Origin of the sequence: Cupriavidus laharis (assembly GCF_914271435.1) — a bacterium.
GTDB lineage: Bacteria > Pseudomonadota > Gammaproteobacteria > Burkholderiales > Burkholderiaceae > Cupriavidus > Cupriavidus laharis.
This window is the reverse complement of the sequence record NZ_CAJZAI010000002.1, coordinates 334,074-359,583: the sequence shown is the minus strand read 5'-3', so window position 1 is coordinate 359,583 and position 25,510 is coordinate 334,074. Positions and strand designations below refer to the sequence as shown.

Here is a 25,510-nt window from a genome sequence, read left to right as displayed (position 1 = left end):
GTTCAGCCTTGGTTTGCGCCGGCCAGGACGGCCAGGCATTCGAGTTGCAGGAGCATGCCGTGCTGCAGGTCATGCACAACGATGTGCCGCGCGGGGCGGTCTTCGGGGTTGGGGAAGCACTGCAGCCATTCGGCATTGATGGCGTCGCGCACGCTGTTGTCCTTCACGTAGACAGTCAGCTTCACCACGTCCGCCACGCTGGCGCCGCCGGCCGCCAGCACGCTGGCGAGATTGCGGAACGCGTGCGCGGCCTGTGCGGCCGCGCCAGCGGGCAGTTCGCCTGTGGCCGCGTCCTTGCCCGAGATGGCGGAGGTGCAGATCACATTGCCCACGCGGGCGCCGGTGGGAATGGGGGCGTTGTGCGCAAGGCCGGGCACATCGAGCGAGCGGAGAGGTCTGGTCATGGGATGCCTCAGGTATCGGAGTTTTTGCGGTCAGGACGCGGCGGCATGGGCGCCGTCGAAGAAATGGGCCGGCACGGTCGCCAGGAATTCGGCGAAGCCGGTGGTGCCGGCGGGCACATGGAAGGCCATGGTGGCGGCGGCCTGCAGCTCGTCGCCGGCACGGATCGCATCGGCGATGCGCTGGTGCTCTTCCAGGGACTTCGCCACCTGCTGCCCGGTGGCGAAGTCGCGCATGCGGTAGCGCTGCAGGCACCGCCGTGCCGCGCGGATATGGCCAGCGAGGATTTCGTTGCGGCAGCCCTGGTAGATGGCTTCGTGGAAGGCCGCGTTCGCGGCGGCGTAGCCGACGGCGCCGGGCGTTGCCGCGACGCGCCGGCACAGCGACAGGCCCGCGTCGAGCGCCGCATGCAGCGCTTCGTCGCCGCGGCGGGCGGCCAACCGCGCCGCCAGGGATTCCAGTTCGCCCACGTACTCCAGCATCGCTCTCACCTTGCCGACGGACAGGCGCGTGACCACCGCGCCCTGGCGCGGGGCAATGCTCACCAGTTCGTGGGCGGCCAACTGCTGCAGTGCTTCGCGCACCGGCGTGCGTGATACGCCAAAGCGCTGCGCCAGTTCCCGCTCATCAAGCGGCGCGCCGGGACACAGCACGCCGGCCTCGATCTCGGCCTCCAGCGTGGCGCGGATGTCTTCGGCCCGGCTGGGGCGCCCGGCGGGGCGGGGTGGGTTCAGGGTGGGGTTGGTCGGTTGCATACGGTTTGACGCAAACAAGCATCTCGTTGTTGCGTAAAAATATACAACAAAAAAATACTGGTATGCAAAGATGGCTAAAAAAGATCGCGATCGTGGCGGGCAGGATTCCTCGGCATTCCTCTCCTATGCTGGGAGGAAGGTAGGCTCACACAGCAGCCGTTTGGCCCGGAACTTCCCGGAATGCCGCGCCATGATTGGCTTTCAACCTTGGAGGGCGTGACGCCATCAAGCTTCCCAAGAGCTTTGCGGTGGCGGCGTGGAAGACGTTCGTACCACCCGTCGGAGCCGTGGTTGCCCCGGCTGGATAAGGGAAACTCCCTAGTAATTTTCAAGAAATAAGGTTTTCTGGTGTATTGAAACGGCTAATCTGGTATGCCAGAATGCAATCAACACGAAGCAAACGCCCCCTTTCCTGGAAGACCCAACCCATGAAAACCTCAGACTTTCCCGGCGCGCAGGCCGGACAGCCCGAACCGGCGGCCGAAGCCGCGGTGGCTGCCGTGACCAGCGTCCTCCGTCCGGCTTCCATTGCCATCGTCGGCGCATCGGCGGACCCGCGCTCGTTCGGCGGCTTCGTGCTGGCGAACCTGGAGCGCTTCGGCTACGCCGGCGCCATTCACCTGGTGAGCCGCAGCAGCACCGAGATCAATGGCCGTGGCTGCGTGAAGACGGTGGATGAACTGCCGGCCGGCATCGACCTGGCCGTGCTGGCCATTCCCGAGGCCGGCGTGCTCGACGCCGTGCGCAGCCTGGCCGCGAAGGGCACTCGCGCGGCAGTCCTGTTCGCCTCCGGCTATGCGGAGACCGGCGAGGCCGGCCGCGAACGGCAGGACCAGCTGGCCGCCGCCGCGCGCGACGCCGGCATGCTGCTGCTCGGGCCGAACTGCATGGGCTTCACGAATTTCGAGGGCGACGTGCCCGTGACCTTCGAGGCTGTCCAGCCCTATCCGTGCGGCGGACGCCCGGGCATTGGCGTGGTGGCGCAAAGCGGCGCGATGGCCGCGAACATGCGCGACGCCTTCGTCGGGCGCGGCCTGCCGCTGACCGCCGTGGTGTCCACGGGGAATGAAGCGTCGCTCGGGGTCGAGGATTTCGTTGCCCACTACATCGACGACCCGCAGACCCGCGTGCTGGCCGTGTACGCCGAACAGGTGCGGCGCCCGCGCACATTCCTGGCGCTGGCGCGCAAGGCGCGCCAGGCCGGCAAGCCGATCGTGATGCTGATGCCGGGCCGCAGCGAACGGGCGCGCGAAGCGGCCCAGTCCCACACCGGTGCGCTGGCCGGCGATCACGCCACTGCCTGCGTGGCGCTGGCGCGCGAGGCGGTCGTGCTGGTCGATACCCCAGACGAGCTTGTCGACGCTGCAGCCATCCTGCTGCGTTTCCCGGTGCCGCCTGCTGGTGGCCCGGCTTTTATGACCGGTTCCGGCGCGATGAAGAATGTCGCGCTGGACTTCTGCGACGGGCTGGGCTTGTCGTTGCCACCTCTTGGCGAGGCGACGACGGCAAGCCTCAGGGCCATGCTGCCGGACTACGCGGTGGCCGAGAACCCGCTCGACTACACCACCATCGGCGTGCGCAACCCCGGCCTGGTGGGCGAAGTGCTGCTGACCATGCTGTCCGATCCGGCCGTGGGCAGCATTGTCCTCAGCATCCCCGCAGGGCCGGAAGTGGCGCAGCGCGACAAGGCCGAGCACATCGTCCCGGCACTGGCCCGCGCCGGCAAGCCGGCAGTGCTGGTCGTGACCGGCGACAGCGGCCCCATCGAGTCGTTCTTTGTCGATGCCATCCGCGCCAGCGGCGTGCCGTTCTTCCGCTCCCCCGACCGCGCGCTGCGCGCGCTTGCCCGGGTGTCGGCGTATGGCGAGGCCCTGCAGCGTGCCGATCGGGCCAGCCAGTCGGTTCCCGCGGCGGTGCCGCTGCCCGGCGCCGTTCCGCCTTCGGGCGTGTTCGCGGAATACCAGGGCAAGGCGTGGCTGGCCGCGGCCGGCCTGACGGTGCCCGACGGCGAGCTGGCGACCAGCGCCGATGAAGCGGCGGCGATTGCCGCGCGCATCGGCTACCCGGTGGTGATCAAGGCGCAGGCAAGTGAGCTGCCGCACAAGAGCGATGTGGGCGGCGTGATCGTCGGCCTGGCCGATGAAGCCGCGCTGCGTGCGGGCTGGAGCCGCCTGCAGCAGAACATCGCCACCCACCGCCCGGACCTCACGCTGGACGGCGTGCTGGTCGAGGCGATGGGGCCGCGCGGGCTGGAGCTGGTGGTCGGCGCGCGGCGCGACGCCGGCTGGGGGCCGGTGGTGCTGGTGGGCCTTGGCGGTGTTTGGATCGAGGCGCTGAAGGATGTGCGGCTGATCCCCGCCGATCTTGCCGAAGCCGACGTGGTACAGGAACTGGGCCGGCTCAAGGCCGCCTCCCTGCTGCGCGGCGTCCGTGGCGCGGCCGCGGTCGACGTGGCCGCCATTGCGCGCGCGGTGACGCTGATCGGTGCGCAGATGCGTGCCAACCCCGCGATCACCGAGATCGATGTCAATCCGCTGGTGGCATATCCCGACCGCGTGCTCGCGCTTGACGCACTGGTCGTCTGTGCCCCGCAGGCCTGAACCTACGGCACATACACCATGAAGCTGACTTTTTCCCCCGCCGACGAAGCGTTCCGCCAGGAGGTGCGCGCCTTCGTCAAGGCGAAGCTGCCCGCTGATATCCGGCGCAAGGTCGAACTCGGCCTGCGGCTGGAACATGCCGACTATGTGACGTGGTTCCGCATCCTCGAAGCGCGCGGCTGGCTGACGCCGGGCTGGCCCGTCGAACATGGCGGCCCGGGCTGGAACCACGTGCAGCGCTATATCTTCGACGAGGAAACCATGCTGGGCGGCGCGCCGCGCATCATCGCCAGCGGCATCCAGATGCTGGGCCCGGTGCTGATCGCGTTCGGCACGCCCGAGCAGAAGGCGAAGTACCTGCCCGACATCCGCCAGAGCAATACGTGGTGGGCGCAGGGCTTCTCCGAGCCGGGCGCCGGGTCCGACCTGGCGGCGGTGCGGACCACCGCGGTGCTGGAACCGGACGGCAAGCACTTCGTGGTCAATGGCCACAAGGTGTGGACCTCGTACGCGCACTGGTGCTCGATGATGTTCGCGCTGGTGCGCACCGACCCGAACGCGGCCAAGCCGCAGGAGGGCATCTCGTTCCTGCTGATCGACATGAACACCCCGGGCGTGGAAGTCCGGCCGATCCGCATGCTCGAAGGCGGCACCGACCTGAACGAGTGCTACCTCGACAACGTGCGGGTGCCGGTGGAGAACCTCGTGGGCGAGCTGCACAAGGGCTGGTCCTACGGCAAGTACCTGCTGGGCCACGAGCGCACCGGCATCGCAGGCATCGGCTCCTGCAAGCAGCAATTGCAGCGGGCCCGGGCGCTGGCGGCCCGCGAAGGGCTGGACGGCGATGCGGTGCTGCAGTCGCGCCTGGCGCAGTTCGAGATCGAGCTGCTGGCGCTGGAATTCACCGCGCTGCGCCTGCTCAGCGCCAACCAGCAGAGCCGGGTACCGGCGGTGGAAGCGTCGATGCTCAAGGTGCGCGGCACCGAGCTGCGCCAGGCCATCTATGAACTGCTGGTGGAAGTGGCGGGCCCGCATGCCGTGCCGTTCGAGGAGGCGGCACTGCGCGGCGAGCTGGACGACCCGGCCAGCCCGCTCGAACTGTCGGCGCTGGCCGCCAACTACCTTGATGCGCGCAAGCTGTCGATCTACGGCGGCGTCAACGAAGTGCAGCGCAACCTGATCAGCAAGGCCTTCCTCGCGGCCTGACACCGTACCGAGACCATGGATTTCTCTCTCAACGACGAACATATCGCGCTGCGCGATGCGGTGCGCCGCTTCTGCGACGGCGAGTACCCCGCGCATCGCCGCGGCGATGCCGAGACGGATGGCGAGGCCACGGCGCGCTGGGCCGCGATGGCGGACCTTGGCCTGCTCGGGCTGCCGCTGGCCGCCGACGTGGGCGGCAGCGAGCAGGGCCCGACGGAAATGATGCTGGTGGCCCAGGAGCTGGGCCGGGCGCTCGGCGGCGGTGCGTGGCTGTCGAGCGTGGTGCTGGCCGGGCAACTGCTCGACGAGGCCGGCACGCCCGCACAGCGGCAGCAGTGGCTGCCGGCACTGGCAGCGGGACGGGCCCGGCTGGCCCTGGCCATTGGCGAAGCGGACGCCCGCTATGACCTGTCGCGCGTCGGCACGCGGGCGCGCCCCGACGGCGACGGCTGGGTGCTCGATGGGGCCAAGACGCTGGTGCTCGATGGCGCGCAGGCCGATGCGTTCATCGTGGCGGCGCGCACCGCCGGAGATGCCGCCGACGAACAGGGCATCTCGCTCTTCCTCATTCCGGCCGGCACACCCGGACTGGCTGTGCGCGAGTTCCGCACGCTCGATGGCCGCAGCGCCGCGCACCTCACGCTGCGCGAAGTCAGGGCCGGTACCGATGCGGGTCTGGGCCAGGCAGGCGCAGCGCTGCCGGTGATCGTCGCCGCTGCCGATCGCGCCAGCGCCGTGCTGTGTGCGGAGGCCACCGGCGCGCTGGAAGCGCTGCTGGACCTCACTGCTGAGCAACTGAAGACGCGCAAGCAGTTCGGCTCGCTGCTGGCGAAGTTCCAGGTGCTGCAGCACCGCGTGGCGGACATGCTGATCGCGCTCGAACAGTGCAAATCGATGGCCTGCGTGGCCGCCATGGCGGTTGCCGACGGCGACCCGGCGCAGCGCCGCCGGCTGGTGTCCGCGGCCAAGACGGTGATCGGCCAGGCAGGCCGGCAGGTCGGGCAGTGGGCAATCCAGATGCACGGCGCCATGGGCATGACCGACGAGTGCCGCGTCGGCCATTACGCCAAGCGCCTGATGGTCATCAACCAGCTGTTCGGCGATGCCGGCCACCACCTGGCCTGTTTCGCCAGGCAGGACTGACCGGCGCTCGTCCGGTCCACACACAAAAACATACAGGAGACAAAGACATGGCCCTCATCCGTACCCTAAGGTCAGCCTGCGGCGCGCTGGCGCTCGGCCTGGCATTTGCCTGCGGCGCGCAGGCGCAGGAGAAGCAGCCGATCAAGTTCCTGGTCGGCTTCCCGCCCGGCGGCTCCACCGATACCGTGGCGCGCGTGCTGGCCGAGAAGCTGCAAGGTGAGCTCGGCCAGATCGTGATCGTCGACAACCGCCCCGGTGCCGGCGGCCGCCTGGCGACCGGCATGCTCAAGCACAGTGCTCCCGACGGACTGACCTACATGGTGGCGCCGAATGCCACCGCGATCTTCCCGACGCTGCTGTATCCGTCGGCCACGCTCAAGTACGACCTGCTGACCGACCTGGCCCCGGTCGCCGTGGTGATCTCGTATCCGCTGGCGCTGGTCGTGAGCAGCCAGACCGGCGTCACCGACGTGAAGGGCTTCGTGGAATGGGCGAAAGCGCACCCCGGCAAGGCCATGTTCGGCACCGCCGGCCTGGGTGGCCAGACACACTTCACCGGCCTGCAGTTCGGCAAGGCCATCGGCGTGCCGATGAGCGTCGTGCCGTACAAGGGCAACGGTCCGCTGGTCACCGACCTGCTCGGCGGGCAGCTCGCTGCAGCCGTGATGACGGCCGGCGACATCCTGCCGCACGCCAAGAGCGGCAAGGTCCGCATCCTGGCCGTGTTCGGCGCCGCGCGCTCGCCGCTGCTGCCGGGCGTGCCCACGGCGACGGAGCAGGGCGTGGCGGTCGACAGCGGCGAAGCCTGGGCCGGCATCTGGGCCCCGGCTCGCACGCCCAAGGCGGAACTGGACCGCATGCAGGCGGCGCTGGGCAAGGTGCTCGCCATGCCCGATGTGCGCGCCACGCTGCAGCAGCGGGCCACGCTGAATCCGGACTTCCGGCCGGCTGCCGACCTGGACCGTCTCCAGCGCAAGGAACTCGCTTACTGGGGCCCCGTCATCAAGGCCAGCGGCTTTACGCCTGAGCAGTGATGCCCTGCGCGACGCCAGCCATCTCTACCTATTTGATGTTTCCAGAATTCATGACAACGCAAAATATTCGTCGTCCCCGCGCAGGCGGGGACCCAGTGACTTTTTGTCCCCCTTCGGGGGACTTGCAAGACGCTGGATTCCCGCCTTCGCGGGAATGACGGTGGTTGCTTTGATGTTGTCGTGAAATAGGGAAAGCTCAATAGTTCCAGCAATTCATCATGACCCTGAACGGATCCGCCTACATCGTGGGAGCTTACGAGCACCCCACCCGCAAAGCTGACGACCTGTCGGTGGCGCGCCTGCATGCCGACGTGGCGCGCGGCGCGCTGGCCGATGCCGGCCTGACCGCCGCCGATGTCGACGGCTACTTCTGCGCCGGCGACGCGCCCGGCCTCGGGACCACCACGATCGTGGAATACCTTGGCCTGAAGCCGCGCCACGTGGACTCCACCGAATGCGGCGGCTCCGCGCCGATCCTGCATGTGGCGCACGCGGCCGAGGCCATCGCTGCGGGGCGCTGCAACGTCGCGCTGATCACGTTGGCGGGACGTCCGCGCGCAGCCGGTGCCGCGCTGGCGCTGCGCGCCCCGGACCCGGATGCGCCCGACGTGGCCTTCGAACTGCCGTTCGGCCCGGCCACGCAGAACCTCTACGGCGTGGTGGCCAAGCGCCATATGTACGAGTTCGGCACCACCAGCGAACAGCTCGCGTGGATCAAGGTGGCCGCGTCCCATCATGCGCAGCACAACCCGCACGCCATGCTGCGCAACGTGGTGACCGTCGAAGACGTCGTCAACTCGCCGATGGTCGCCGACCCGCTGCACCGCCTCGACTGCTGCGTGATGAGCGACGGCGGCGGCGCGCTGATCGTGGCGCGCCCCGAGATCGCCCGCCAGCTCAAGCGCCCGCTGGTGAAAGTGCGCGGCACCGGCGAAGCGCCCAAGCACGCGATGGGCGGCAACATCGACCTCACGTGGTCGGCCGCCGCGTGGTCGGGCCCGGCAGCGTTCGCGGAAGCCGGCGTCACGCCGGCCGACATCAAGTACGCGTCGCTGTACGACAGCTTCACCATCACTGTGCTGATGCAGCTCGAAGACCTGGGCTTCTGCAAGAAGGGCGAGGGCGGCAAGTTCGTCGCCGACGGCGGCCTGATTTCCGGCGTGGGACGCCTGCCGTTCAACACCGACGGCGGCGGCCTGTGCAACAACCATCCGGCCAACCGCGGCGGCGTCACCAAGGTGATCGAGGCGGTGCGCCAGCTGCGCGGCGAGGCGCATCCCGCGGTGCAGGTCCCCAACTGCGACCTGGCACTGGCCAGCGGCATCGGCGGCGCGCTGGCTTCGCGCCATACCGCGGCCACGCTGATTCTTGAGAGGGAATGAACACCATGAGCACACCTGCTACTCCGGCTACTCCCGCCAACGCTGCCAACCCGGCCGCCAAGGCGCCGCCCGCCGGTCCGCGCAAGATTCCCGCGCCGCGCACGCTGCCGGAAAGCCAGGCGTTCTGGGAAGCCGCGGACGCCGGCCGCCTGCTGCTGAAAGCGTGCCTGGACTGCCACGCGCCGCACTACTACCCGCGTGACATCTGCCCGCACTGCCAGTCCGACCGCACCGAATGGCGCGACGCCAGCGGCTTCGGCACGGTCTACTCGTTCAGCACCATGGGCAAGGGCGAGGCCGCCTGGACGCTTGCCTATGTCCGGCTGGACGAAGGCGTGACGATGATGACCAACCTGGTGGATTGCGACCCGCGCGAGGTCGAGATCGGCCAGCGCGTGAAGGTCGTGTTCAAGCCGAGCGATGGCGGCTACGCCGTGCCGATGTTCACCCCGGCATAAGGACCTGAGGCAACGACCATGGCTGATACCCGACACAACGAACACGGCACCGGCGAGCGCAAGGGCCCGCTGTCCCGCTTCACTATCCTCGACGCCTCGCGCGTGCGCGCCGGCCCTACCGCGGTGCGGCTGTTCGCCGACATGGGTGCGCGCGTGATCAAGCTGGAGATCCCGCCCGGCGCGCCGGGCGGCGACGACATGATCGGCGGACGCGACCACAACCGCGCCGACTACGAGAACCTGCACCGCAACAAGGAAAGCCTCACGCTCAACATGAAGACCCCGGAGGGCGTCAAGATCCTGCATGAGCTGGTCAGCCGCGCCGACGTCTTCATCGAGAACTACCGCCCCGACGTGAAGCACCGCCTCGGCATCGGCCCGGACGCGCTGCGCGCGATCAACCCGCGGCTGGTCTACGCGAGCATTTCAGGCTTCGGGCAGGACGGCCCCTACGCGGGCTGGCCCGGCTTCGACTCCATCGCGCAGGGCATGGGCGGACTGATGAGCGTGACCGGCAAGCCGGGCGAAGGCCCGATGCGCGTCGGCATTCCGCTCGCGGACCTGTGCGCGGGCCACTTCTGCGCGATGGGCATCCTCACGGCGCTGCTGGAGCGCGAAGCCTCGGGCGAAGGGCAGTGGGTGCAGACCTCGCTGCTCGAAGCGCAGATCGCCATGCTCGATTTCCAGGCCGCGCAGTGGCTGGTCGACCGCAAGATTCCGGAACAGACCGGCAACGAACATCCGCTGACCGTGCCCACGGGCGTGTTCGCCACCAGCGACGGCTACCTGAACATCGCCGCGATCGGCCAGACCATGTGGAAGCGCCTGTGCGAGGCGCTGGAAGTGCCCCACCTCGTCGACGAACCCGGCATGGGTTCCGATCCCGAGCGCGTGCGCAACCGCGACAAGGTCAATGCGGCGATCGAAGCCGCGCTGCGCACGCGCACCACCGCCGAATGGACCGAGCGGCTGCTCAAGGCCGGCGTGCCGTGCGGCCCCATCCACCGCATCGACCAGGTGTTTGCCGACCCGCAGGTGAAGCACCTCGGCGTGGCCTGGCCAATGCAGCACGCCGAGCTTGGCGATGTCGCGCTGGTCGGGCAGCCGATGCGCTTCTCGCGCTATCCGCGCGACCTGCCGCCGCAGCCCGCACCGCTACAGGGCGCCAACACTGACGACATCCTGCGCGAGCTGGGCTACAGCGCGGCGCAGGTGGACGAACTGCGCGCCGCCTACATCGTTTGACCGCGTTTGAACGCAAGGACACTCCCATGGCAAGACTCGTCGCCGCTTTCGGCTCCTCCCACAGCATCATGCTGGTGTGCCAGCGTGAAGACTGGCAGCACGGCTTCCGCCAGGTCGACCCGAAGAACCCGCACTATTTCGACCGGGCCGGCAACCCGACCACCTATGAGGCGCTGCTCGCCGTCGCCCCGGATGATGCCGAGGCCATGGTGACGCCCGAACGCATGGGCGAGCGCTACGACGAAGCCGAAGCCGCCATGGACGAGTTGCGCGAGCGCATCCGCGCGGCCCGGCTCGACGTACTGCTGGTGGTCGGCGACGACCAGACCGAGCTGTTCCGCACCACGAACAACCCGGCTTTTGCGATCTACTACGGCGACACCATCCGCAATGCGAAGCGCGATGAGAGCCAGTCGGACAGCTGGTACAAGAAGGCCCGCATGGCCCGACAGGAGCCCAACGCCGACCGCGACTACCCGGTCAACGCCGCCATGGGCCGCTGGATGATCCGCGAGCTGTGCGACCGCGACTTCGACATCACCGCCATGGACGGGCTCGAGCGCGGCCAGTTCGAAGGCCATGCGTTCTCGTTCATCCACCGGCGCTACCTGCAGGGGCTGGACTTGCCGGTGGTGCCCGTCATCGTCAACACCTTCGATCCGCCCAACCAGCCCACGCCGCGCCGCTGCATCCAGCTTGGCGCCGCGCTGCGCGAGCTGATCGCCGCCTATCCCGAAGATCTGCGCGTCGGTGTGCTGGCCTCGGGCGGCCTGAGCCACTTCGTGGTGGATGCCGAACTCGACAACGCGATCATCGATGCCATTCGCACGAAAGACACGGCTTTCCTCGCATCGCTGGATCCGCGCCAGCTCCAGGCGGGCAGCTCGGAGATCCGCAACTGGCTGATCGCCGTCGAGGCCGTGCGCGACCTTGACCTCGAATGGGTTTCCTATGTCCCGGGATACCGCACGCCTGCACTGACCGGCACCGGCCTGTGCTTCGCGGCCTGGCACACCCTGGATTGAACAACCGAACAAAAGCCATACCAACGACCATGAGTGAAACCGAATCCAACGTACAACGCCTGCGCCGGCTTGATTGCTGCGCGGTATCCGACGCGCTCGACAAGCTGCAGCTGCCGGGCACCGTGACGGGCCTGCCACAGCGCTCCGGCGCCGGGCGTATTGCCGGCCGCGCCATCACCGTCAAGCTCGGCACCGGCGCGCCGCCGCCGGGACCGACGCGCCATCTCGGCTGCACGGCGATCGAGCAGGCGGGCCCGGACAACATCATCGTCGTCGAGCAGCGCACCGGCGTGGAGGCGGGGAGCTGGGGCGGGCTGCTGTCGCTCGGGGCCAAGGTGCGCGGCGTCGCCGGCGTCGTGGCGGATGGCCCGGTGCGCGATATCGACGAGGCCCTTGATTTCGACTTCCCTGTCTTCAGTCGCGCGCTGACCGCATTCACCGCACGCAGCCGCGTGGTGGAGCAGGGCACCAATGTTCCGGTGCAGATCGGCAGCGTGACGGTGGAAGGGGGGGACTACGTGGTCGCGGACCGCAGCGCCGTGATCTTCATCGCCGCGCGCGACATCGCGCGCGTGCTGGAGACGGCCGAAGCCATCGTGCGCAAGGAGTCCGTGATGGCGAAAGCCATCCTGGGCGGCACGCCCATCGGGGAAGTCATGGGTGGCAACTACGAACACATGCTGAAGGGTTGAGAGAGATGAGCGAACAACAGGACATCAACGTCGCGCGCGCCGCGAAGCTGGACACGGCCACGCTGAGCGACGCGCTGGACAAGCACGGCATCGCAGGCCAGTGCTACCGCATCAAGGCCCGCGGCGAGGGCTTCGCCACGGCCGGCCGCGCCTACACGCTGCTGTACGGCCCGGCATCGAACCCGCCCGGCACCGTGGGCGACTACATTGACGACGTGCCGCCGGGCAGCATCCTCGTGCTCGACAACGGCGGCCGCGACAACGCCACGGTCTGGGGCGACATCCTCACGGAGATCGCGCACCGCCGCGGCATTGCCGGCACCGTCATCGACGGCGTGTGCCGTGACGTGGCCCTGTGCCGCCAGCTCGGCTACCCGGTGTTCAGCAAGGACCACTGGATGCGCACCGGCAAGGACCGCGTGCAGGTAGAAGCCACCAACGTGGTCGTCAATATCGGCGATGCGCGCGTGCAGCCCGGCGACATCCTGCGCGGCGATGCCGACGGCGTGGTGGTGATCCCGCGCGAGCACGAAGCCGCGGTGCTCGATACGGCCGAGCAGATCGAGCACGCCGAGAACGCCATCCGCGAAGCCGTGCGCGGCGGCATGCGCCTGGACGAGGCGCGCCGCCAGTTCCGCTACCACCAGCTGCAGACCAAGGGAGCCTGACCATGGCGGAACACGACGCAACCAGCACGACGATCCGCGAATTCGAGCGGGTCAGCGCCGATATCGTCAACGACGCGCGCGCATTGCCGACTGCCACGCTGCATGAGGCGGGCGGAAAGATCGGCGTGGTGTCGCCGGCCATCAAGCCCGTGGCACCGGAATTCCGCATCTGCGGCCCGGCGCTGACGGTCCATTCGCCCGGCGGCGACAACCTGTGGCTGCATCGCGCGCTGGACATCGCGCGGCCCGGCGACGTGCTGGTGGTGCATGTGAGCGGCGCCTACGAGCACGGCTACTGGGGCGAGATCATGACCACCGCCGCCAAGGTGAAGCACCTCGGCGGACTGGTGATCGACGGCTGCGTGCGCGATGGCGTGCTGCTCGAGGAGATCGGCTTCCCGGTGTTCGCGCGCGGCCTGTGCATCCGCGGCACCGGCAAGGACTATGGCGCGATCGGCTGGCTCAATGCGCCGGTGCTGATCGGCGGCGCCCGCGTGGAAGCCGGTGACCTGGTCGTGGGCGACCGTGATGGCGTGGTGGTGGTGCCGCGCACCCGCGCCGCGGAGGTCGTGGGCAAGGCACAGGACCGCGAAGCCACCGAAGCCGCCATTCTCAAGCGGGTGGAGGCGGGCGAGACCACCATGCGGATCTACGGCTTTCACTGAACGAGGCCCGATGCCATGAGCGAGACCCCGCAAGGACAGCCGCCCGAACTGGCCGTCGATGGCCATGTAGCCGTCATCACGCTGCGCCGCCCCGAGGTGGCGAACCGGCTGGAGCCGGAAGACCTTGACCTGTTGCGCCAGTACCTGGAGACCGTGAACGCGGACAGCCGGATACGCGTGCTGCGCCTTGAGGGGCAGGGCCGCCACTTCTGCAGCGGGTTCAATATCGGCCGCCTCGGCGGCGCCGATGTCGGGGCCCGCTTCGAAGCGCTGGCCAATGCGTTGGAACAGGCACGGCCCGTCACCATCGCCGTGCTGCATGGCGGCGTGTACGGCGGTGCCACCGACCTGGCGCTCGCGTGCGATTTTCGCTTTGGCGCGGCCGGCGCCGAGATGTCGGTACCGGCCGCACGCCTCGGGCTGCTGTTCTACCGCGGCGGCATGGAGCGCTATGTCACGCGGCTGGGCCTGGCCACGGCCAAGCGCATCCTGCTGATGGCCGACAGGTTCGACGCGGCCGGGATGCTGGCCTGCGGCTACCTGGACCGGCTGGAGGATAGTCCCGAGGCGCTGCGCGCGCTTGCGGCAAGGTGGAGCGAAGAACTCGCCGGCATGGCACCGCTGGCCCTGCTCGGCATGAAGAAGCACCTGAACTGCATCGCCCGCGGCGAGCTCGATATCGCCGGGCTGGCGCAAGATATCGCAGCGGCTGATGCTTCCGACGACCTGCGCGAAGGCGCGCTTGCATGGCGGGAAAAGCGCGCGCCGCGCTTTACCGGCCGTTGACCGGGGACCTACACACGATGGCCGAAGCCAACCTTTTCACGCGCATGCTGAACGGCCAGGCTCCGTTGCCGGCTGTCGCCAGCCTGCTGGGCGGCGTGGTTCGCGGAGTCGACCTGGAGGCCGGCGCGCTCGAATCCGACTACGTTGCCACCGGGGCATTCCTCAATCCGGCCGGCCAGGTGCAGGGCGGGATGCTGGGCGCCATGCTGGATGACGTGACCGCGATGCTCGTCACCGCGACGCTGGCCGACGGTGAATACTGCTCGACCCTGAACCTGAATCTCTCGTTCCTGCGGCCAGCCCAGGCCGGTCCGCTGCAAGGGCGCGCGCGCCTGGAACGGCGCGGCCGCAATGTCTGCAACGTGGTGGGAGAACTGCGCCAGGACGGCCAGTTGGTGGCGACCGCGACGGCCACCTGCATGGTCGTACGTCGGGCGTAGGCGCTGAACGCGCAGACGGTTGCTATGGTTTTACGGACGGCTGTCCGATGATGACCTGAACATCCTGCGCACCGAGCTGAATGGGCCCCGCCTGGCCTGTGAGGTCGCCCGCCTGCGGCGTCGCATTGCCGCTTGCCGAGATGCGCGCCTCCACCATGACCCGGGCCTGCCCCGACAGCTTGCGTTCCGGTGTCAACGCCAGCGAATCGTCCAGCGTGAAGCGCAGTGGCAGGTCCCGCACGGTCCGGCGCAGCACGGCCAGCGGCATGCGTGGACCGTCAAGGGCGCGCGCGTAAAGGAAGACGGTTTCATCGGGCGCCGGGGTCCTGGCGGCACCGGGAGCGAGCGCCAGCGTGCCACTGATGCCAGTTGCGGCAGGTGACTTGCCGGTGCCGCGAGCCGCCGCGAGATTGGCGGCCACCCGTGCCGCCGTCTGCGAGTCGGGCGGCAGCAGGCGGTACAGGTGTTCCCAGTAGGCAATGGCCTCGGCGGTCTCGCCCCGCTCGGCGGCCGCGCTGGCGGCCAGTGCCAGGCCCTTGGGATCATCGGGGTCGAGCGCCAGTGCGCGCTGGATCTGCTCCATCGCCGGACCCTCGAGCGAGCCGCCGTTCGTGCTCGCCAGTACGTCGGCATAGTCGGCGCGCAATGCTGCCACCTCCGGTGCGAGCGCCACGGCCCTGGCATAGGCTGCCGCGGCGTCGTCATAGCGCTGCAGCGCCGTGTAGGAGCGCGCGAGCATCGACCAACCCTCCGGATCATCGGGCTTGTCGCGCAGCCGCGTGGCAAGCTGGTTCACCATGCCCTCGACCTGCGCGACGCTCAGTTCGTGCTGGCTGTCTTCCGCTGCGTGCCTGTCGCCGGCGCCCCAGAGCGCCACCGGATTGCCCAGGTGCAGGTAGAGCAGGATGGCCGCGCTTGGCAGCAATGCCAGCAGCGCGGCGGCCAGAAGCGGGGAGGAACGGTGCTCGCGCTGCACGATGCCCGGCTGTCCGCTGTCGTCGAGCAGGCGGTGGGCGAGTTCATCGCGCGCTTCCGCGTGACGCGTCGGGCTCAGTGTGCCGGCGCGAAGGTCTGCGTCGAGTTCGCGCAACTGGTCGCGGTAGACGTCTCGCAGCGCGGGGGCAGGGCGGTCCGCCACGACCGCGCCCGAAGGGTGGCGCAACAATGGCCACAGCAGCCCGGCCATGGTCACGGCCATCAGCGCGGCGGCGAGGAACCAGAAGGTGGTCATGGTGGCGATAGCGGTGGCAACGGGTCGGCGGAACGTGGCGGTTCGTCGAGCAGTTCCGCGAGCCTGCGGCGTTCGGCGTCGTCGAGCGGGGCTGCAGGCGCGGCGCGGCGTGACCGGGCGCGCGACAGCCCCGCCAGTACAGCGATCAGCAATAGCAGGGGGCCGAACCACAGCAGCCAGGTAAGCGGCTTGAGCGGCGGCTTGTAGAGCACGAAGTCGCCGTAGCGCTGCACGAGATATTGCTTCACCGCTTCGTCGCTGGCGCCCTGGCGCAACTGTTCGCGGATCTGCCGGCGCAGGTCGACCGCGAGGTCGGCGTTGGAATCGGCCAGCGTCTGGTTCTGGCAGACGAGGCAGCGCAATTGCTCGGACAGGGTATGGACGCGGGCGTCGAGTTCGGCGTCGGCAGGAGGGGCGGCGACCGCATGCAGGGCGAATGTGAGCGCACAGCAGGCGAGTACGGCGCTACGCATGACCATCCCCCTTCTCCAGCGATTCCAGTAGCGGAATCAGCTTGCGCTCCAGCACCTCCCTTGTCACCGGCCCGACCTGCTTGTAGCGCACCACGCCGGCCTTGTCGATGACGAAGGTCTCGGGTACGCCATACACGCCGAAGTCGATGCCTACGCGCCCGTCGGCATCGACGAGCGAGGCTGCATACGGATTGCCCATGCGCTGCAGCCACTCGCGCGCGGCACCATTTTCGTCCTTGTAGTTGAGGCCGTAGAGCGGCACCCGCGAGCGTGCCGCGAAGTCGACCAGCACCGGATGTTCTGCACGGCACGCGGTGCACCACGAGGCCCAGACATTGAGCAGCCACACCTTGCCGCGCAGGTCGGCCACACCGAGCTTGCGGCCGTCCTGTTCGAGCACCGGCAGCACGAATGCCGGCGCCGGCTTGCCAACCAGCGGCGACGGCAGTTCGCGCGGATCGTGGCGCAGTCCGGCGGCCAGCGCCACCGCGAGCACCAGGAACACCGCGAGCGGCAGCAGGAAGCGCGTCATGCCTGCGTCTCCTCACGGCCGGCCAGTGCCAGCGCGGGCGCCTGGGGCTGGGCAGCGTCGGCGCCGGGCATGGCAACGCTCGCGGCCTGCCGGCGCAGCCGGTAGCGCCGATCGCTCGCGGCCAGCAGCCCGCCGATTGCCATCAGCACGCATCCGCCCCAGATCCAGTCGACGAACGGTTTGACGTGGATGCGCACCGCCCAGCGCCCGTCCCCGAGCGATTCGCCGAGCGCGACATAGAGATCGCGCGTGATGCCGGTGTCGATGGCGGCCTCTGTGGTCGGCATGTCCTGGCTGCGGTAGATGCGCCGCTCGGGCGTCAGCGTGGCCACTGTCTTGCCGTGGCGCGAGACGCTGAGGTCACCGCGCAGCGCTTCGTAGTTCGGCCCCGTGCCGGGCGCGACGCCCACGAAACGAAATTCATAGCCGCCGACCGCAATCACCTCGCCGGGCCGCATCGGCAGTTCGCGCAGGCTTTCCTGGCTGCTTACCAGCGTCACGCCGGCAATGAACACGCCGACGCCAAGGTGCGCCAGCAGCATGCCGTAGTAGCCGGCCGGCAACTGGCGCAGCGTGGCGAGCCGGCGGCCCTGTTGATTGCGCAGCCGCGTCGCAAGGCTGGCCACAGCACTTGCGGCGCACCAGGCTGAAAGCAGCAGGCCCAGCCCGGTCAGTGCCGAAACATTGCGCAGCACCAGCAGCAGGCCGACTCCGATGACTGCGCTGGCTCCTGCCGCCCAGCGCAGTCGGCGCGTCATGTCCGGCAACTCGCCATGCCGCCAGCGTGCCAGCGGCGCAGCGCCCATCAGCAGCACCGCGGGCGCCATCAGCGGTACGAAGACCTGTTCGAAATACGCGGGGCCCACCGAGATTTTGCCGAGTCCAAGCACGTCGAGGAGCAGCGGATAGAGCGTGCCGAGCAGCACGGTGGCCGCGGCTACGGCCAGCAGTACGTTGTTGGCGAGCAGGAAGGACTCGCGCGAGACCAGGCTGAAGTCCGCGCGCCGCGCCAGCCTTGGTGCGCGCCACGCGAACAGCGCCAGCGCCAGTCCGGTGACGAGCCCCAGCAGCGCCAGGATGAAGATGCCGCGCTTCGGGTCGACCGCAAAGGCATGGACCGAGGTCAGCACGCCGGAGCGGACCAGGAAAGTGCCCAGCAGGCTCAGCGAGAATGTGAAGATCGCGAGCAGCGCCGTCCAGGCGCGGAACGCGCCGCGCTTCTCGGTTACTGCGAGCGAATGCATCAGCGCCGTGCCGGCGAGCCAGGGCATGAAGGACGCGTTCTCCACGGGATCCCAGAACCACCAGCCGCCCCAGCCGAGCTCATAGTAGGCCCAGGCGCTGCCGAGCATGATGCCGAGCGTGAGGAACATCCATGCCACCGTGGTCCATGGCCGCGCCCAGCGTGCCCAGGCGGCATCCAGGCGTCCTTCGAGCAGCGCCGCCACGGCGAAGGCAAAGGTCACGGCAAAGCCGACGTATCCCATGTAGAGCATGGGCGGATGGAACACCATGCCGGGGTCTTGCAGCAGCGGGTTCAGGTCGCGCCCGGCCATGGCCGGCGGCAGCAGGCGGATGAACGGGTTGGATGCGAACAGCAGGAACAGCAGGAGGCCGCTGCTGATCGCACCCATCACGCCGAGCACGCGCGCGACCACCGGCAGCGGCAGGCGGCGGCTGAAGACGGAGACCGCCAGCGACCACAGCGCCAGCATCAGCGTCCACAGCAGCATGGAGCCTTCATGCCCACCCCACACCGCCGCAAGGCGGTAGGCGAGGGGAAGGTCGCTGTTCGAATTGGCGGCGACATAGCGCACGCTGAAATCGTTGCCCGCAAAGGCCAGTGTCAACGACAGGTAGGCCAGCACCACCAGCATGCACTGCACGCGCGCGGCGGGCCTCGCGACCGACATCCACGCCGCGTTACCGCGCGCGGCACCGGCCAGCGGCAGCGCAGCCTGCACCAAGGCGGCCAGCAGGGCCACGATCAGCGCGAAGTGACCGAGTTCCGGGTTCACCGCTGCGTCCCCCGTTCGCCTTCCGCGAGCTGGCTGGCCATGCGGCGGTTGACCTGCTCCGCCTGCTTCATGGCGTCGGCGGCTTCCGGCGGCATGTAGTTCTCGTCGTGCTTGGCCAGCACCTCGCTGGCGACGAAGGTGCCGCTGCCGTCGAGCGTGCCGCGCGCGACCACGCCCTTGCCTTCGCGGAACAGGTCCGGCAGCAGGCCACGGTAGATCACCGGCACCTCGCGCGCGTTGTCGGTGACGATGAAGCGGATGGTCATGCCATCGCCCTCGCGGCGGATGGAGCCGGGTGCCACCAGCCCGCCCAGGCGGAAGCTGCGCGCGGCTGGCGCCTCATGCGCAGCGACCTGGCTCGGGCTGAAGAAGAACACCAGGTTCGAGCGGAACGCATTGAGCACCAGCGCAAGCGCCACGCCCGCGCAGGCCAGCGCGGCCAGCAGCATGCCGAGGCGGCGCTGTCGTGGCGTCATCGCGATACGCGCCCGGCGTCGCTGGCGCGGCTGCGCCGGGCCAGCAGCACCAGTTCGATGCCGATCAGCGCGAACGCCATGCCGAACGCGCCGGCGATATAGCCGGCATGGCCGGCCAGCGAAGCAAGGCTGAATCCGTTCATGGTGCAGTCTCCCGAAGGTCAGCCGGCACGCTGCCGGCTTCGCCGCGCTCGCGCAGGATGCAGCGCACGCGCACCAGCGCCACCGCGATTGTGTACATCCAGCAGGCCAGCGTCATCACCAGCATGCCGGCCAGCATGGTCGCGGCCATCGAAGGCGCCGCGGTCAGGCTGACCGAGGCGCCCTGGTGCAGCGTGTTCCACCACTGCACGGAAAAGTAGATCACGGGGACGTTCGCCACGCCGACCAGCGCGAGCACGGCGCAGGCGCGCTCGGCACGCCGCGGCTCGTCGATGGCGGCCTCCAGCGCGATGAAGCCCAGGTACAGGAACAGCAGGATCAGCTCCGAAGTCAGCCGCGCATCCCACACCCACCACGTGCCCCAGGTCGGCTTGCCCCACAGCGCGCCGGTCCACAGCGCAATGGCCGTAAAGAGCGCGCCGGTCGGCGCCAGCGCGGAGGCCATCATCGACGACAGCCGCGTGCGCAGCACCAGCGCCAGCGCGCAGTAGCCGGCCATGACCAGGTAGATGAACATTGACATCCACGCTGCCGGCACGTGGATGAAGATGATGCGGTAGACCTCGCCCTGCTGCGCGTCGGTTGGCGCTACCGCGAAGCCCAGCCAGAGGCCGGCCACCAGCAACAGCGCAGCGGCGGCGAAGAACCACGGCGCAAGGCGCCCTGCGAGCGGATAGAAACGAACCGGCGCGGCAAAGGCGAGCCAACTCGATCGCCGGATCGGCTCGCGCTGGCCGGCCGCGTGGGTGGGGTGCAGCGGTTGGCTCATGCGCGCTACTCCATGGCAATACGAAGCCCCGCCGCAGTGGCGAGCGGGCACAGGAACAGCGACAGCGCCAGGCAGGCGCCCAGCAGCGAGAACTGCGGCACCACGTCCAGCCCGGCATCGGCTGCAGCGCCCGCGCTGGCGCCGAACACCAGCACCGGCACGCACAGCGGCAGCACCAGGATACACAGCAGCACGGCGCCGCCGCGCACGCCCAGCGTCAGCGCGGCGCCGACCGCGCCGATCAGGCTCAGCGCAGGCGTGCCAACCAGCAGCGAGGCGCAGAGCAGCAGCGCCGATCCGGCCGGCAGGCTGTACTGCTGCGCGAGCAGCGGCGTGAGCAGCAGCAGCGGCAGCCCGCTGGTGAGCCAGTGCGCGCAGATCTTCGCCAGCACCAGCAAGGCGAGCGGTTGCGGCGACAGCAGCAATTGGTCCAGGCTGCCGTCCGCGTACTCCTGTGCGAACAGCCGCGACAGCGACAGCATCGATGCCAGCAGCGCCGCCACCCACAGGATGCCGGGCGCGAGTGCGCGCAGCTGCTGCGGATCGGGGCCGATGGCGAGCGGGAACAGGCTCGCGGCGATCACGAAGAACACCACGCTGCCCAGCAGGCTGCCGCGCCGCCGCCAGGCGAGCGACAGGTCATGCAGCACGATGGCGCCGAGGGTGCCGAGGGTGCCCATCATGGCGGTTCAGCGCGAAGCAGGCGCTGTCGCGCCGAGTTCGAGGACTTCGCCGCCGCCGGGGAGCAGCCGGTGCGTGGCAATCACGGCCATGCCGCCGTCGCCAAGGTGCGCGTCCAGCAGGTCATGAAAGCGGCTCGCCGACTGGTCGTCGACCGAGGTCAGCGGCTCGTCGAGCAGCCACAGCGTGCGCCGGACCAGCGCCAGCCGGGCCAGCGCGACACGGCGGCGCTGGCCTTGCGAAAGCGTGCGCACCGGAACCTGCATCGCCCGCTCCATGCCAAGCCGGGCCAGTGCGGCGTGTACGGCGTGCGGCGGGGGCTGCAGGCCGGCCAGCCGCGCGGCGAAGCGCAGGTTCTCGGCGGCGCTGAGGTCGGTGTCGATGCCGTCGGCATGGCCGAGATAGGCCAGCGACTGCAGGTAGGCCGGGTCGCCGGCGCGTACCGTCCGGCCGTGCCAGCTGACGGTGCCTTCGGCGGGCGGCAGCAGCCCGCTCAGCACGCGCAGCAGCGTGGACTTGCCGCTGCCGTTCGGGCCCAGCACCTGCACCAGTCCGCCGGCACCCAGCGCAAGGCCGATGCCTGTGAAGACCGGGCGCCCTGCGCGCGAAAACGCCAGTTCGCTGGCCCGCAACGCCGGGCCGCCGGCAATGCCATCACAGGAGAGCCCGGAAGAACGGGTCGGCACGCGCTACTGTCCCTCGGCTTTCGACACGTCGGGCAGGTGGTGGGCGATGCCCTTGTGGCAGTCGATGCAGGTCTTTTCCTTGTTTTCCAGGTAGGTGGAGTGCATGGCCTGCGCGCGCGGACTCTGGCGCGTGAAATCCATCGACTGGTAATCGTGGCAGTTGCGGCATTCGAGCGAGTCGTTGGCCTTGAAGCGCGCCCATTCGTGCTGGGCCAGCTCCAGCCGGTGCGCCAGGAACTTCTCGCGCGTGTCGATGGTGCCGAAGATCTTGCCCCACACTTCCTTCGACGCCTGCATCTTGCGCGCCATCTTGGTGGTCCAGTTGTGAGGCACGTGGCAGTCCGAACACTTGGCGCGCACGCCGCTGCGGTTGGTGAAGTGGATGGTGCCCTGCAGTTCCTGGTAGACGTTGTCGCGCATCTCATGGCAGCCCGTGCAGAACTGCTCGGTATTGGTCAGCTCCAGCGCGGTGTTGAAGGCGCCCCAGAACATCACCCCGGCAATGAAGCCGCCCAGTGTCAGGAAGCCCAGGCTGAAGTAGGCGCTGGGCCGGTTGATGGTCCGCCAGTAGCGCTTGATGAGGTCCAGCATGGCGCGCACCTGTGTTGTTGTCTTGGTCTATTTGCCCGCGCTCTTGGCGCCGGGCTTGCGCTTGAGCATCGTTTCCACGTCGACGAAGCTGTTGCCGACCAGTGGCTTGGCGTCGGCCTGCGGGACATGGCACTGCGTGCAGAAGTAGCGCCGCGGCGAGACCTCGGCCAGCACGTTGTTGTTGCGGTCCATGTAGTGCGTGATGCTGACCGGGATCGCCTGCGTTTCCTCCGTGCGCGTGCGCGCATGGCAGAACATGCAGCGGTTGAAGTCCTTGTCGAGCTGGTAGCCGTCGATCTTGTGCGGAATGGTCGGCGGCTGCATGGTGTAGTTGCGCGTGCGCCGGATGTCCTTGTTCTCGGTGGGGTACAGGATCGGGGCCTTGCTCTCGTTGGCCACGGGCGTGGGACCGCGCATGGCGTCCACCAGGCCCTGCGCGCCAGCGGGCGCGGCCGCGAACATGGCGAACGCGGCCAGCAGCCACGTACATAAGGCCAGCAGGGGTGCCCAGGATCGGCTCGGCATCATGGCGTCTCCTTTTGTGGGTTGGCGTGGGCGGCTACACCTTGACGATCTTCACCGCGCACTTCTTGAAGTCGGTCTGCAGCGAGATCGGGCAAGTCGCATCGAGCGTGACCTTGTTGATAAGCTGGCTCGCATCGAACCACGGCACGAACACCAGCCCGCGCGGCGGCGCGTCACGCCCGCGCGTTTCCACGCGCGAACGCATGCGGCCGCGCCGCGACACCACCTCGACCTCGACGCCGCGCCGCAGTCCCAGTGCCTTGGCATCCTCCGGATGCATGAACACCACCGCGTTAGGGAAGGCGCGGTACAGCTCGGGCACGCGCCGCGTCATCGAGCCGGAGTGCCAGTGTTCCAGCACGCGGCCGGTGGCCAGCCAGAACGGGTACTCCTTGTCCGGCGACTCGGCCGGCGGCTCATAGGGCAGGGCGAAGATCACGGCCTTGCCGTCCGGGTTGCCGTAGAACTGGAAGCCGGCGCCGGCCTTGACATACGGGTCGCTGCCTTCGCGGTAGCGCCAGCGCGTTTCCTTGCCGTTGACCACCGGCCAGCGCAGGCCGCGCTCCTCGTGATACCTGTCGAACGGTGCCAGGTCGTGGCCGTGCCCGCGGCCGAAGCTCGCGTATTCCTCGAACAAGCCCTTCTGCACGTAGAAGCCGAACGCCTTGGACTCGGCATTGTGGTATTCGGCGTTGACTTCCTTGAGCGGGAACTTGTCGACCTGGCCGTTGCGGTAGAGCACGTCGAACAGCGTCTTGCCCTTGTACTCGGGCTTCTTGGCGACCAGCTCGGGCGGCCAGACTTCCTCCACCTTGAAGCGCTTGGAGAACTCCATCAGCTGCCACAGGTCCGAGCGTGATTCACCCGGGGCATCGACGAGCTGGTGCCAGAACTGCGTGCGGCGCTCGGCGTTGCCGTAGGCGCCTTCCTTTTCCACCCACATCGCGCTGGGCAGGACCAGGTCGGCCGACAGCGCCGTCACGGTCGGGTAGGCATCCGACACGACGATGAAGTTGGCGGGATTGCGGTAGCCCGGCAGGCCTTCCTCCATCAGGTTGGCGGCGGCCTGCATATTGTTGTTGACCTGCACCCAGTAGGCATTGAGCTTGCCGTCCTTGAGCATGCGGTTCTGCAGCACGGCGTGGTAGCCCGGCTTGTCGACGATGGTCCCCGGCGGCAGCTTCCAGATGCGCTCGGCTTCCTCGCGGTGCTTCGGATTGGTGACCACCATGTCGGCCGGCAGCCGGTGCGAGAACGTGCCGACCTCGCGTGCCGTGCCGCACGCGGATGGCTGCCCCGTCAGCGAGAACGGGCTGTTGCCCGGCGTGGCGATCTTGCCGGTCAGCAGGTGGACGTTGTAGACCATGTTGTTGACCCAGCTGCCGCGCGTATGCTGGTTGAACCCCATGGTCCACAACGACATCACCTTGACGTTCGGGTCCGCGTACAGCTCGGCGAGCTGGTTGAGCTTGTCCTTCGGCACCCCGGAAAGCTTGCTGACATAGTCGGCGTCGTATTTCGAGACGAATTTCGCGAAGTCGTCGAACGTGATGGGCTTCGAATCGCCCGGATTGGCCGCGTTCTTGGCGGCCTTCTGCAGCGGATGGTCGGGACGCAGGCCATAGCCGATATCCGTCACGCCTTCCTTGAAGACCGTGTGCTTGTTGACGAAGTCCTTGTTGACCTTGTTGTTGCGGATGATGTAGTTGGCGATGAAGTTCAGCATCGCCAGGTCGGTCTGCGGCGTGAAGATGATGGGGAGGTCCGCGAGATCGAACGAGCGGTGCGTGAAGGTCGACAGCACGGCCACGCGCGTCTTCGGATGGCTCAGGCGGCGGTCGGTGATGCGCGTCCACAGGATCGGGTGCATCTCCGCCATGTTCGAGCCCCACAGCACGAACGCGTCGGCGGCCTCGAAGTCGTCATAGCAGCCCATCGGCTCGTCCATGCCGAAGGTGCGCATGAAGCCCTGCACGGCCGATGCCATGCAATGGCGTGCGTTAGGGTCGATATTGTTGGAGCGGAATCCCGCCTTGAAGAGCTTGGATGCGGCGTAGCCCTCCCATACTGTCCACTGGCCCGAGCCGAACATGCCCACCGCGGTGGGACCCTTTTCCTTCAGCACGCGCTTGAACTGGCGCTCCATCTCGTCGAACGCCTGGTCCCAGGTGACGGGGGCGAATTCGCCGTTCTTGTCGTACTTGCCGTTCTTCATGCGCATGAGCGGCTTGGTGAGCCGGTCCTGCCCGTACATGATCTTGGACAGGAAGTAGCCTTTGACGCAGTTCAGGCCCTTGTTGACCTCGCACTGCGGGTCGCCCTGGGTGGCCACCACCTTGTTGTCGCGCACGGCCACGGTGACGCCGCAGCCGGTACCGCAGAAGCGGCAGGGCGCCTTCGACCATTTCAGCTTGGTGACCTCGCTGTCGGTGACGAAGTTGGCGGCATCGGCGGGCAGCGAGATGCCGGCCACCGACGCCGTCGCCGCGACGGCGGTCTGCTTAATGAATTCCCGACGAGAGATTTTCATCGGCGATCTCCTCGTTCATGGCTTCGGCATCTTCGTTGTGCTGGTAGACCAGCGTCGCGGACAGCACGCCTTCAAGCTGGTGAAGGCAGGTGAGCTGTGCGGCAATGGCGCGGGAGGTGGGGGCTTCGACGGTGACGACCATCTTGCCGGCGTCGCTGGCGGCATGGATTTCCACGCCCGTCATGGCTTCGACGGCGGTGCGGACGCTGTCGACGCTGTCAGGATGCGCGTACACCACGATCCCGGCGATATGCCACTCCTCGCCCGCCGGGACTGGCTGGATGGGGATGGAAGGTTTTGCAGCTGGCATGCGGTAACTCCAGCTAGAGGCCGTT

The 25,510-nt window shown here is 68.5% G+C and carries 28 protein-coding genes; 13 read left to right on the top strand and 15 right to left on the bottom strand.

Features of this window, described 5'->3' with window-relative positions; translation table 11 throughout:
- Positions 1-2 precede the first annotated feature (2 nt).
- Positions 3-404, bottom strand: a complete 402-nt coding sequence (locus tag LDO29_RS05490; RefSeq protein ID WP_224078775.1) for a RidA family protein — start codon at positions 402-404, stop codon at positions 3-5.
- 30 nt (positions 405-434) lie between these two features.
- Positions 435-1,157 (bottom strand): GntR family transcriptional regulator, encoded by a 723-nt coding sequence (locus LDO29_RS05485; RefSeq protein WP_224078774.1) that lies wholly within the window; start codon positions 1,155-1,157, stop codon positions 435-437.
- Between the two features lie 428 nt (positions 1,158-1,585).
- Here LDO29_RS05485 and LDO29_RS05480 point away from each other — a divergent pair, with 428 nt between their 5' ends.
- From LDO29_RS05480 to LDO29_RS05420, 13 genes are all read left to right on the top strand, one after another.
- Positions 1,586-3,757, top strand: coding sequence for an acetate--CoA ligase family protein (locus tag LDO29_RS05480; protein ID WP_224078773.1), 2,172 nt, complete (start codon positions 1,586-1,588; stop codon positions 3,755-3,757).
- An 18-nt stretch (positions 3,758-3,775) separates the two neighbouring features.
- On the top strand, positions 3,776-4,963 hold the full coding sequence (locus LDO29_RS05475; protein ID WP_224078772.1) for an acyl-CoA dehydrogenase family protein: 1,188 nt from the start codon (positions 3,776-3,778) through the stop codon (positions 4,961-4,963).
- Between the two features lie 15 nt (positions 4,964-4,978).
- Positions 4,979-6,106 (top strand): acyl-CoA dehydrogenase family protein, encoded by a 1,128-nt coding sequence (locus tag LDO29_RS05470; protein ID WP_224078771.1) that lies wholly within the window; start codon positions 4,979-4,981, stop codon positions 6,104-6,106.
- 47 nt (positions 6,107-6,153) lie between these two features.
- Positions 6,154-7,140, top strand: coding sequence for a Bug family tripartite tricarboxylate transporter substrate binding protein (locus LDO29_RS05465; protein ID WP_224078770.1), 987 nt, complete (start codon positions 6,154-6,156; stop codon positions 7,138-7,140).
- A 218-nt stretch (positions 7,141-7,358) separates the two neighbouring features.
- Positions 7,359-8,522: a thiolase domain-containing protein gene (locus tag LDO29_RS05460; RefSeq protein WP_224078769.1), complete on the top strand. Its 1,164-nt coding sequence runs from the start codon at positions 7,359-7,361 to the stop codon at positions 8,520-8,522.
- Positions 8,519-8,980 carry a Zn-ribbon domain-containing OB-fold protein gene (locus LDO29_RS05455; RefSeq protein ID WP_224078768.1) on the top strand — a complete coding sequence of 154 codons (462 nt, stop codon included), beginning with the start codon at positions 8,519-8,521 and terminating at the stop codon, positions 8,978-8,980. The genes LDO29_RS05460 and LDO29_RS05455 overlap by 4 nt, the downstream gene beginning before the upstream one ends.
- 18 nt (positions 8,981-8,998) lie before the next feature.
- Positions 8,999-10,225, top strand: coding sequence for a CaiB/BaiF CoA transferase family protein (locus tag LDO29_RS05450; protein WP_224078767.1), 1,227 nt, complete (start codon positions 8,999-9,001; stop codon positions 10,223-10,225).
- Positions 10,226-10,251: 26 nt separating this feature from the next.
- Positions 10,252-11,250, top strand: a complete 999-nt coding sequence (locus LDO29_RS05445) for a DODA-type extradiol aromatic ring-opening family dioxygenase (RefSeq protein WP_224078766.1) — start codon at positions 10,252-10,254, stop codon at positions 11,248-11,250.
- 29 nt (positions 11,251-11,279) lie between these two features.
- Complete coding sequence (locus LDO29_RS05440) at positions 11,280-11,942, top strand: RraA family protein (RefSeq protein ID WP_224078765.1); 663 nt, start codon at positions 11,280-11,282, stop codon at positions 11,940-11,942.
- Between the two features lie 5 nt (positions 11,943-11,947).
- Complete coding sequence (locus tag LDO29_RS05435; protein ID WP_224078764.1) at positions 11,948-12,610, top strand: RraA family protein; 663 nt, start codon at positions 11,948-11,950, stop codon at positions 12,608-12,610.
- 2 nt (positions 12,611-12,612) lie between these two features.
- Positions 12,613-13,275: a 4-carboxy-4-hydroxy-2-oxoadipate aldolase/oxaloacetate decarboxylase gene (locus tag LDO29_RS05430; protein WP_224078763.1), complete on the top strand. Its 663-nt coding sequence runs from the start codon at positions 12,613-12,615 to the stop codon at positions 13,273-13,275.
- A gap of 15 nt (positions 13,276-13,290) precedes the next feature.
- Complete coding sequence (locus LDO29_RS05425) at positions 13,291-14,061, top strand: enoyl-CoA hydratase/isomerase family protein (protein WP_224078762.1); 771 nt, start codon at positions 13,291-13,293, stop codon at positions 14,059-14,061.
- 17 nt (positions 14,062-14,078) lie between these two features.
- A complete protein-coding gene (locus LDO29_RS05420; RefSeq protein WP_224078761.1) occupies positions 14,079-14,501 on the top strand; it encodes a PaaI family thioesterase in 423 nt (140 codons plus the stop codon).
- A gap of 22 nt (positions 14,502-14,523) precedes the next feature.
- Here the strand turns inward: LDO29_RS05420 and ccmI are convergent, their stop codons facing one another.
- Genes ccmI through LDO29_RS05355 form a run of 13 tightly spaced genes read right to left on the bottom strand, consistent with a single transcriptional unit; the run spans position 14,524 to position 25,485 of the window.
- Positions 14,524-15,732 (bottom strand): c-type cytochrome biogenesis protein CcmI, encoded by a 1,209-nt coding sequence (ccmI, locus tag LDO29_RS05415; protein ID WP_224078760.1) that lies wholly within the window; start codon positions 15,730-15,732, stop codon positions 14,524-14,526.
- Positions 15,729-16,205 carry a cytochrome c-type biogenesis protein gene (locus LDO29_RS05410; protein ID WP_224078759.1) on the bottom strand — a complete coding sequence of 159 codons (477 nt, stop codon included), beginning with the start codon at positions 16,203-16,205 and terminating at the stop codon, positions 15,729-15,731. The genes ccmI and LDO29_RS05410 overlap by 4 nt, the downstream gene beginning before the upstream one ends.
- Positions 16,198-16,737, bottom strand: coding sequence for a DsbE family thiol:disulfide interchange protein (locus tag LDO29_RS05405; RefSeq protein WP_224078758.1), 540 nt, complete (start codon positions 16,735-16,737; stop codon positions 16,198-16,200). The genes LDO29_RS05410 and LDO29_RS05405 overlap by 8 nt, the downstream gene beginning before the upstream one ends.
- Positions 16,734-18,755: a heme lyase CcmF/NrfE family subunit gene (locus LDO29_RS05400; protein WP_224078757.1), complete on the bottom strand. Its 2,022-nt coding sequence runs from the start codon at positions 18,753-18,755 to the stop codon at positions 16,734-16,736. The genes LDO29_RS05405 and LDO29_RS05400 overlap by 4 nt, the downstream gene beginning before the upstream one ends.
- Positions 18,752-19,231 carry a cytochrome c maturation protein CcmE gene (gene ccmE / locus LDO29_RS05395; RefSeq protein WP_224078756.1) on the bottom strand — a complete coding sequence of 160 codons (480 nt, stop codon included), beginning with the start codon at positions 19,229-19,231 and terminating at the stop codon, positions 18,752-18,754. Before ccmE ends, LDO29_RS05400 begins: the two co-directional genes overlap by 4 nt.
- Positions 19,228-19,374 (bottom strand): heme exporter protein CcmD, encoded by a 147-nt coding sequence (locus LDO29_RS05390; RefSeq protein ID WP_224078755.1) that lies wholly within the window; start codon positions 19,372-19,374, stop codon positions 19,228-19,230. The genes ccmE and LDO29_RS05390 overlap by 4 nt, the downstream gene beginning before the upstream one ends.
- Positions 19,371-20,162, bottom strand: coding sequence for a heme ABC transporter permease (locus LDO29_RS05385; protein WP_224078754.1), 792 nt, complete (start codon positions 20,160-20,162; stop codon positions 19,371-19,373). The genes LDO29_RS05390 and LDO29_RS05385 overlap by 4 nt, the downstream gene beginning before the upstream one ends.
- Positions 20,163-20,167: 5 nt before the next feature.
- Entirely contained in the window at positions 20,168-20,845 is a 678-nt protein-coding gene (gene ccmB / locus LDO29_RS05380; protein WP_396022625.1) for a heme exporter protein CcmB, read from the bottom strand.
- A 6-nt stretch (positions 20,846-20,851) separates the two neighbouring features.
- The gene (ccmA, locus tag LDO29_RS05375; protein ID WP_396022624.1) at positions 20,852-21,529 is read right to left on the bottom strand and encodes a cytochrome c biogenesis heme-transporting ATPase CcmA; all 678 of its coding nucleotides are present in this window, start codon (positions 21,527-21,529) and stop codon (positions 20,852-20,854) included.
- Positions 21,530-21,532: 3 nt separating this feature from the next.
- The gene (locus LDO29_RS05370; protein ID WP_224078753.1) at positions 21,533-22,120 is read right to left on the bottom strand and encodes a cytochrome c3 family protein; all 588 of its coding nucleotides are present in this window, start codon (positions 22,118-22,120) and stop codon (positions 21,533-21,535) included.
- Positions 22,121-22,147: 27 nt separating this feature from the next.
- Positions 22,148-22,648 (bottom strand): nitrate reductase cytochrome c-type subunit, encoded by a 501-nt coding sequence (locus LDO29_RS05365; RefSeq protein WP_224078752.1) that lies wholly within the window; start codon positions 22,646-22,648, stop codon positions 22,148-22,150.
- 31 nt (positions 22,649-22,679) lie between these two features.
- Positions 22,680-25,175 (bottom strand): periplasmic nitrate reductase subunit alpha, encoded by a 2,496-nt coding sequence (gene napA / locus LDO29_RS05360; RefSeq protein WP_224078751.1) that lies wholly within the window; start codon positions 25,173-25,175, stop codon positions 22,680-22,682.
- The gene (locus LDO29_RS05355; RefSeq protein ID WP_224078750.1) at positions 25,147-25,485 is read right to left on the bottom strand and encodes a chaperone NapD; all 339 of its coding nucleotides are present in this window, start codon (positions 25,483-25,485) and stop codon (positions 25,147-25,149) included. The genes napA and LDO29_RS05355 overlap by 29 nt, the downstream gene beginning before the upstream one ends.
- Positions 25,486-25,510: the final 25 nt, after the last annotated feature.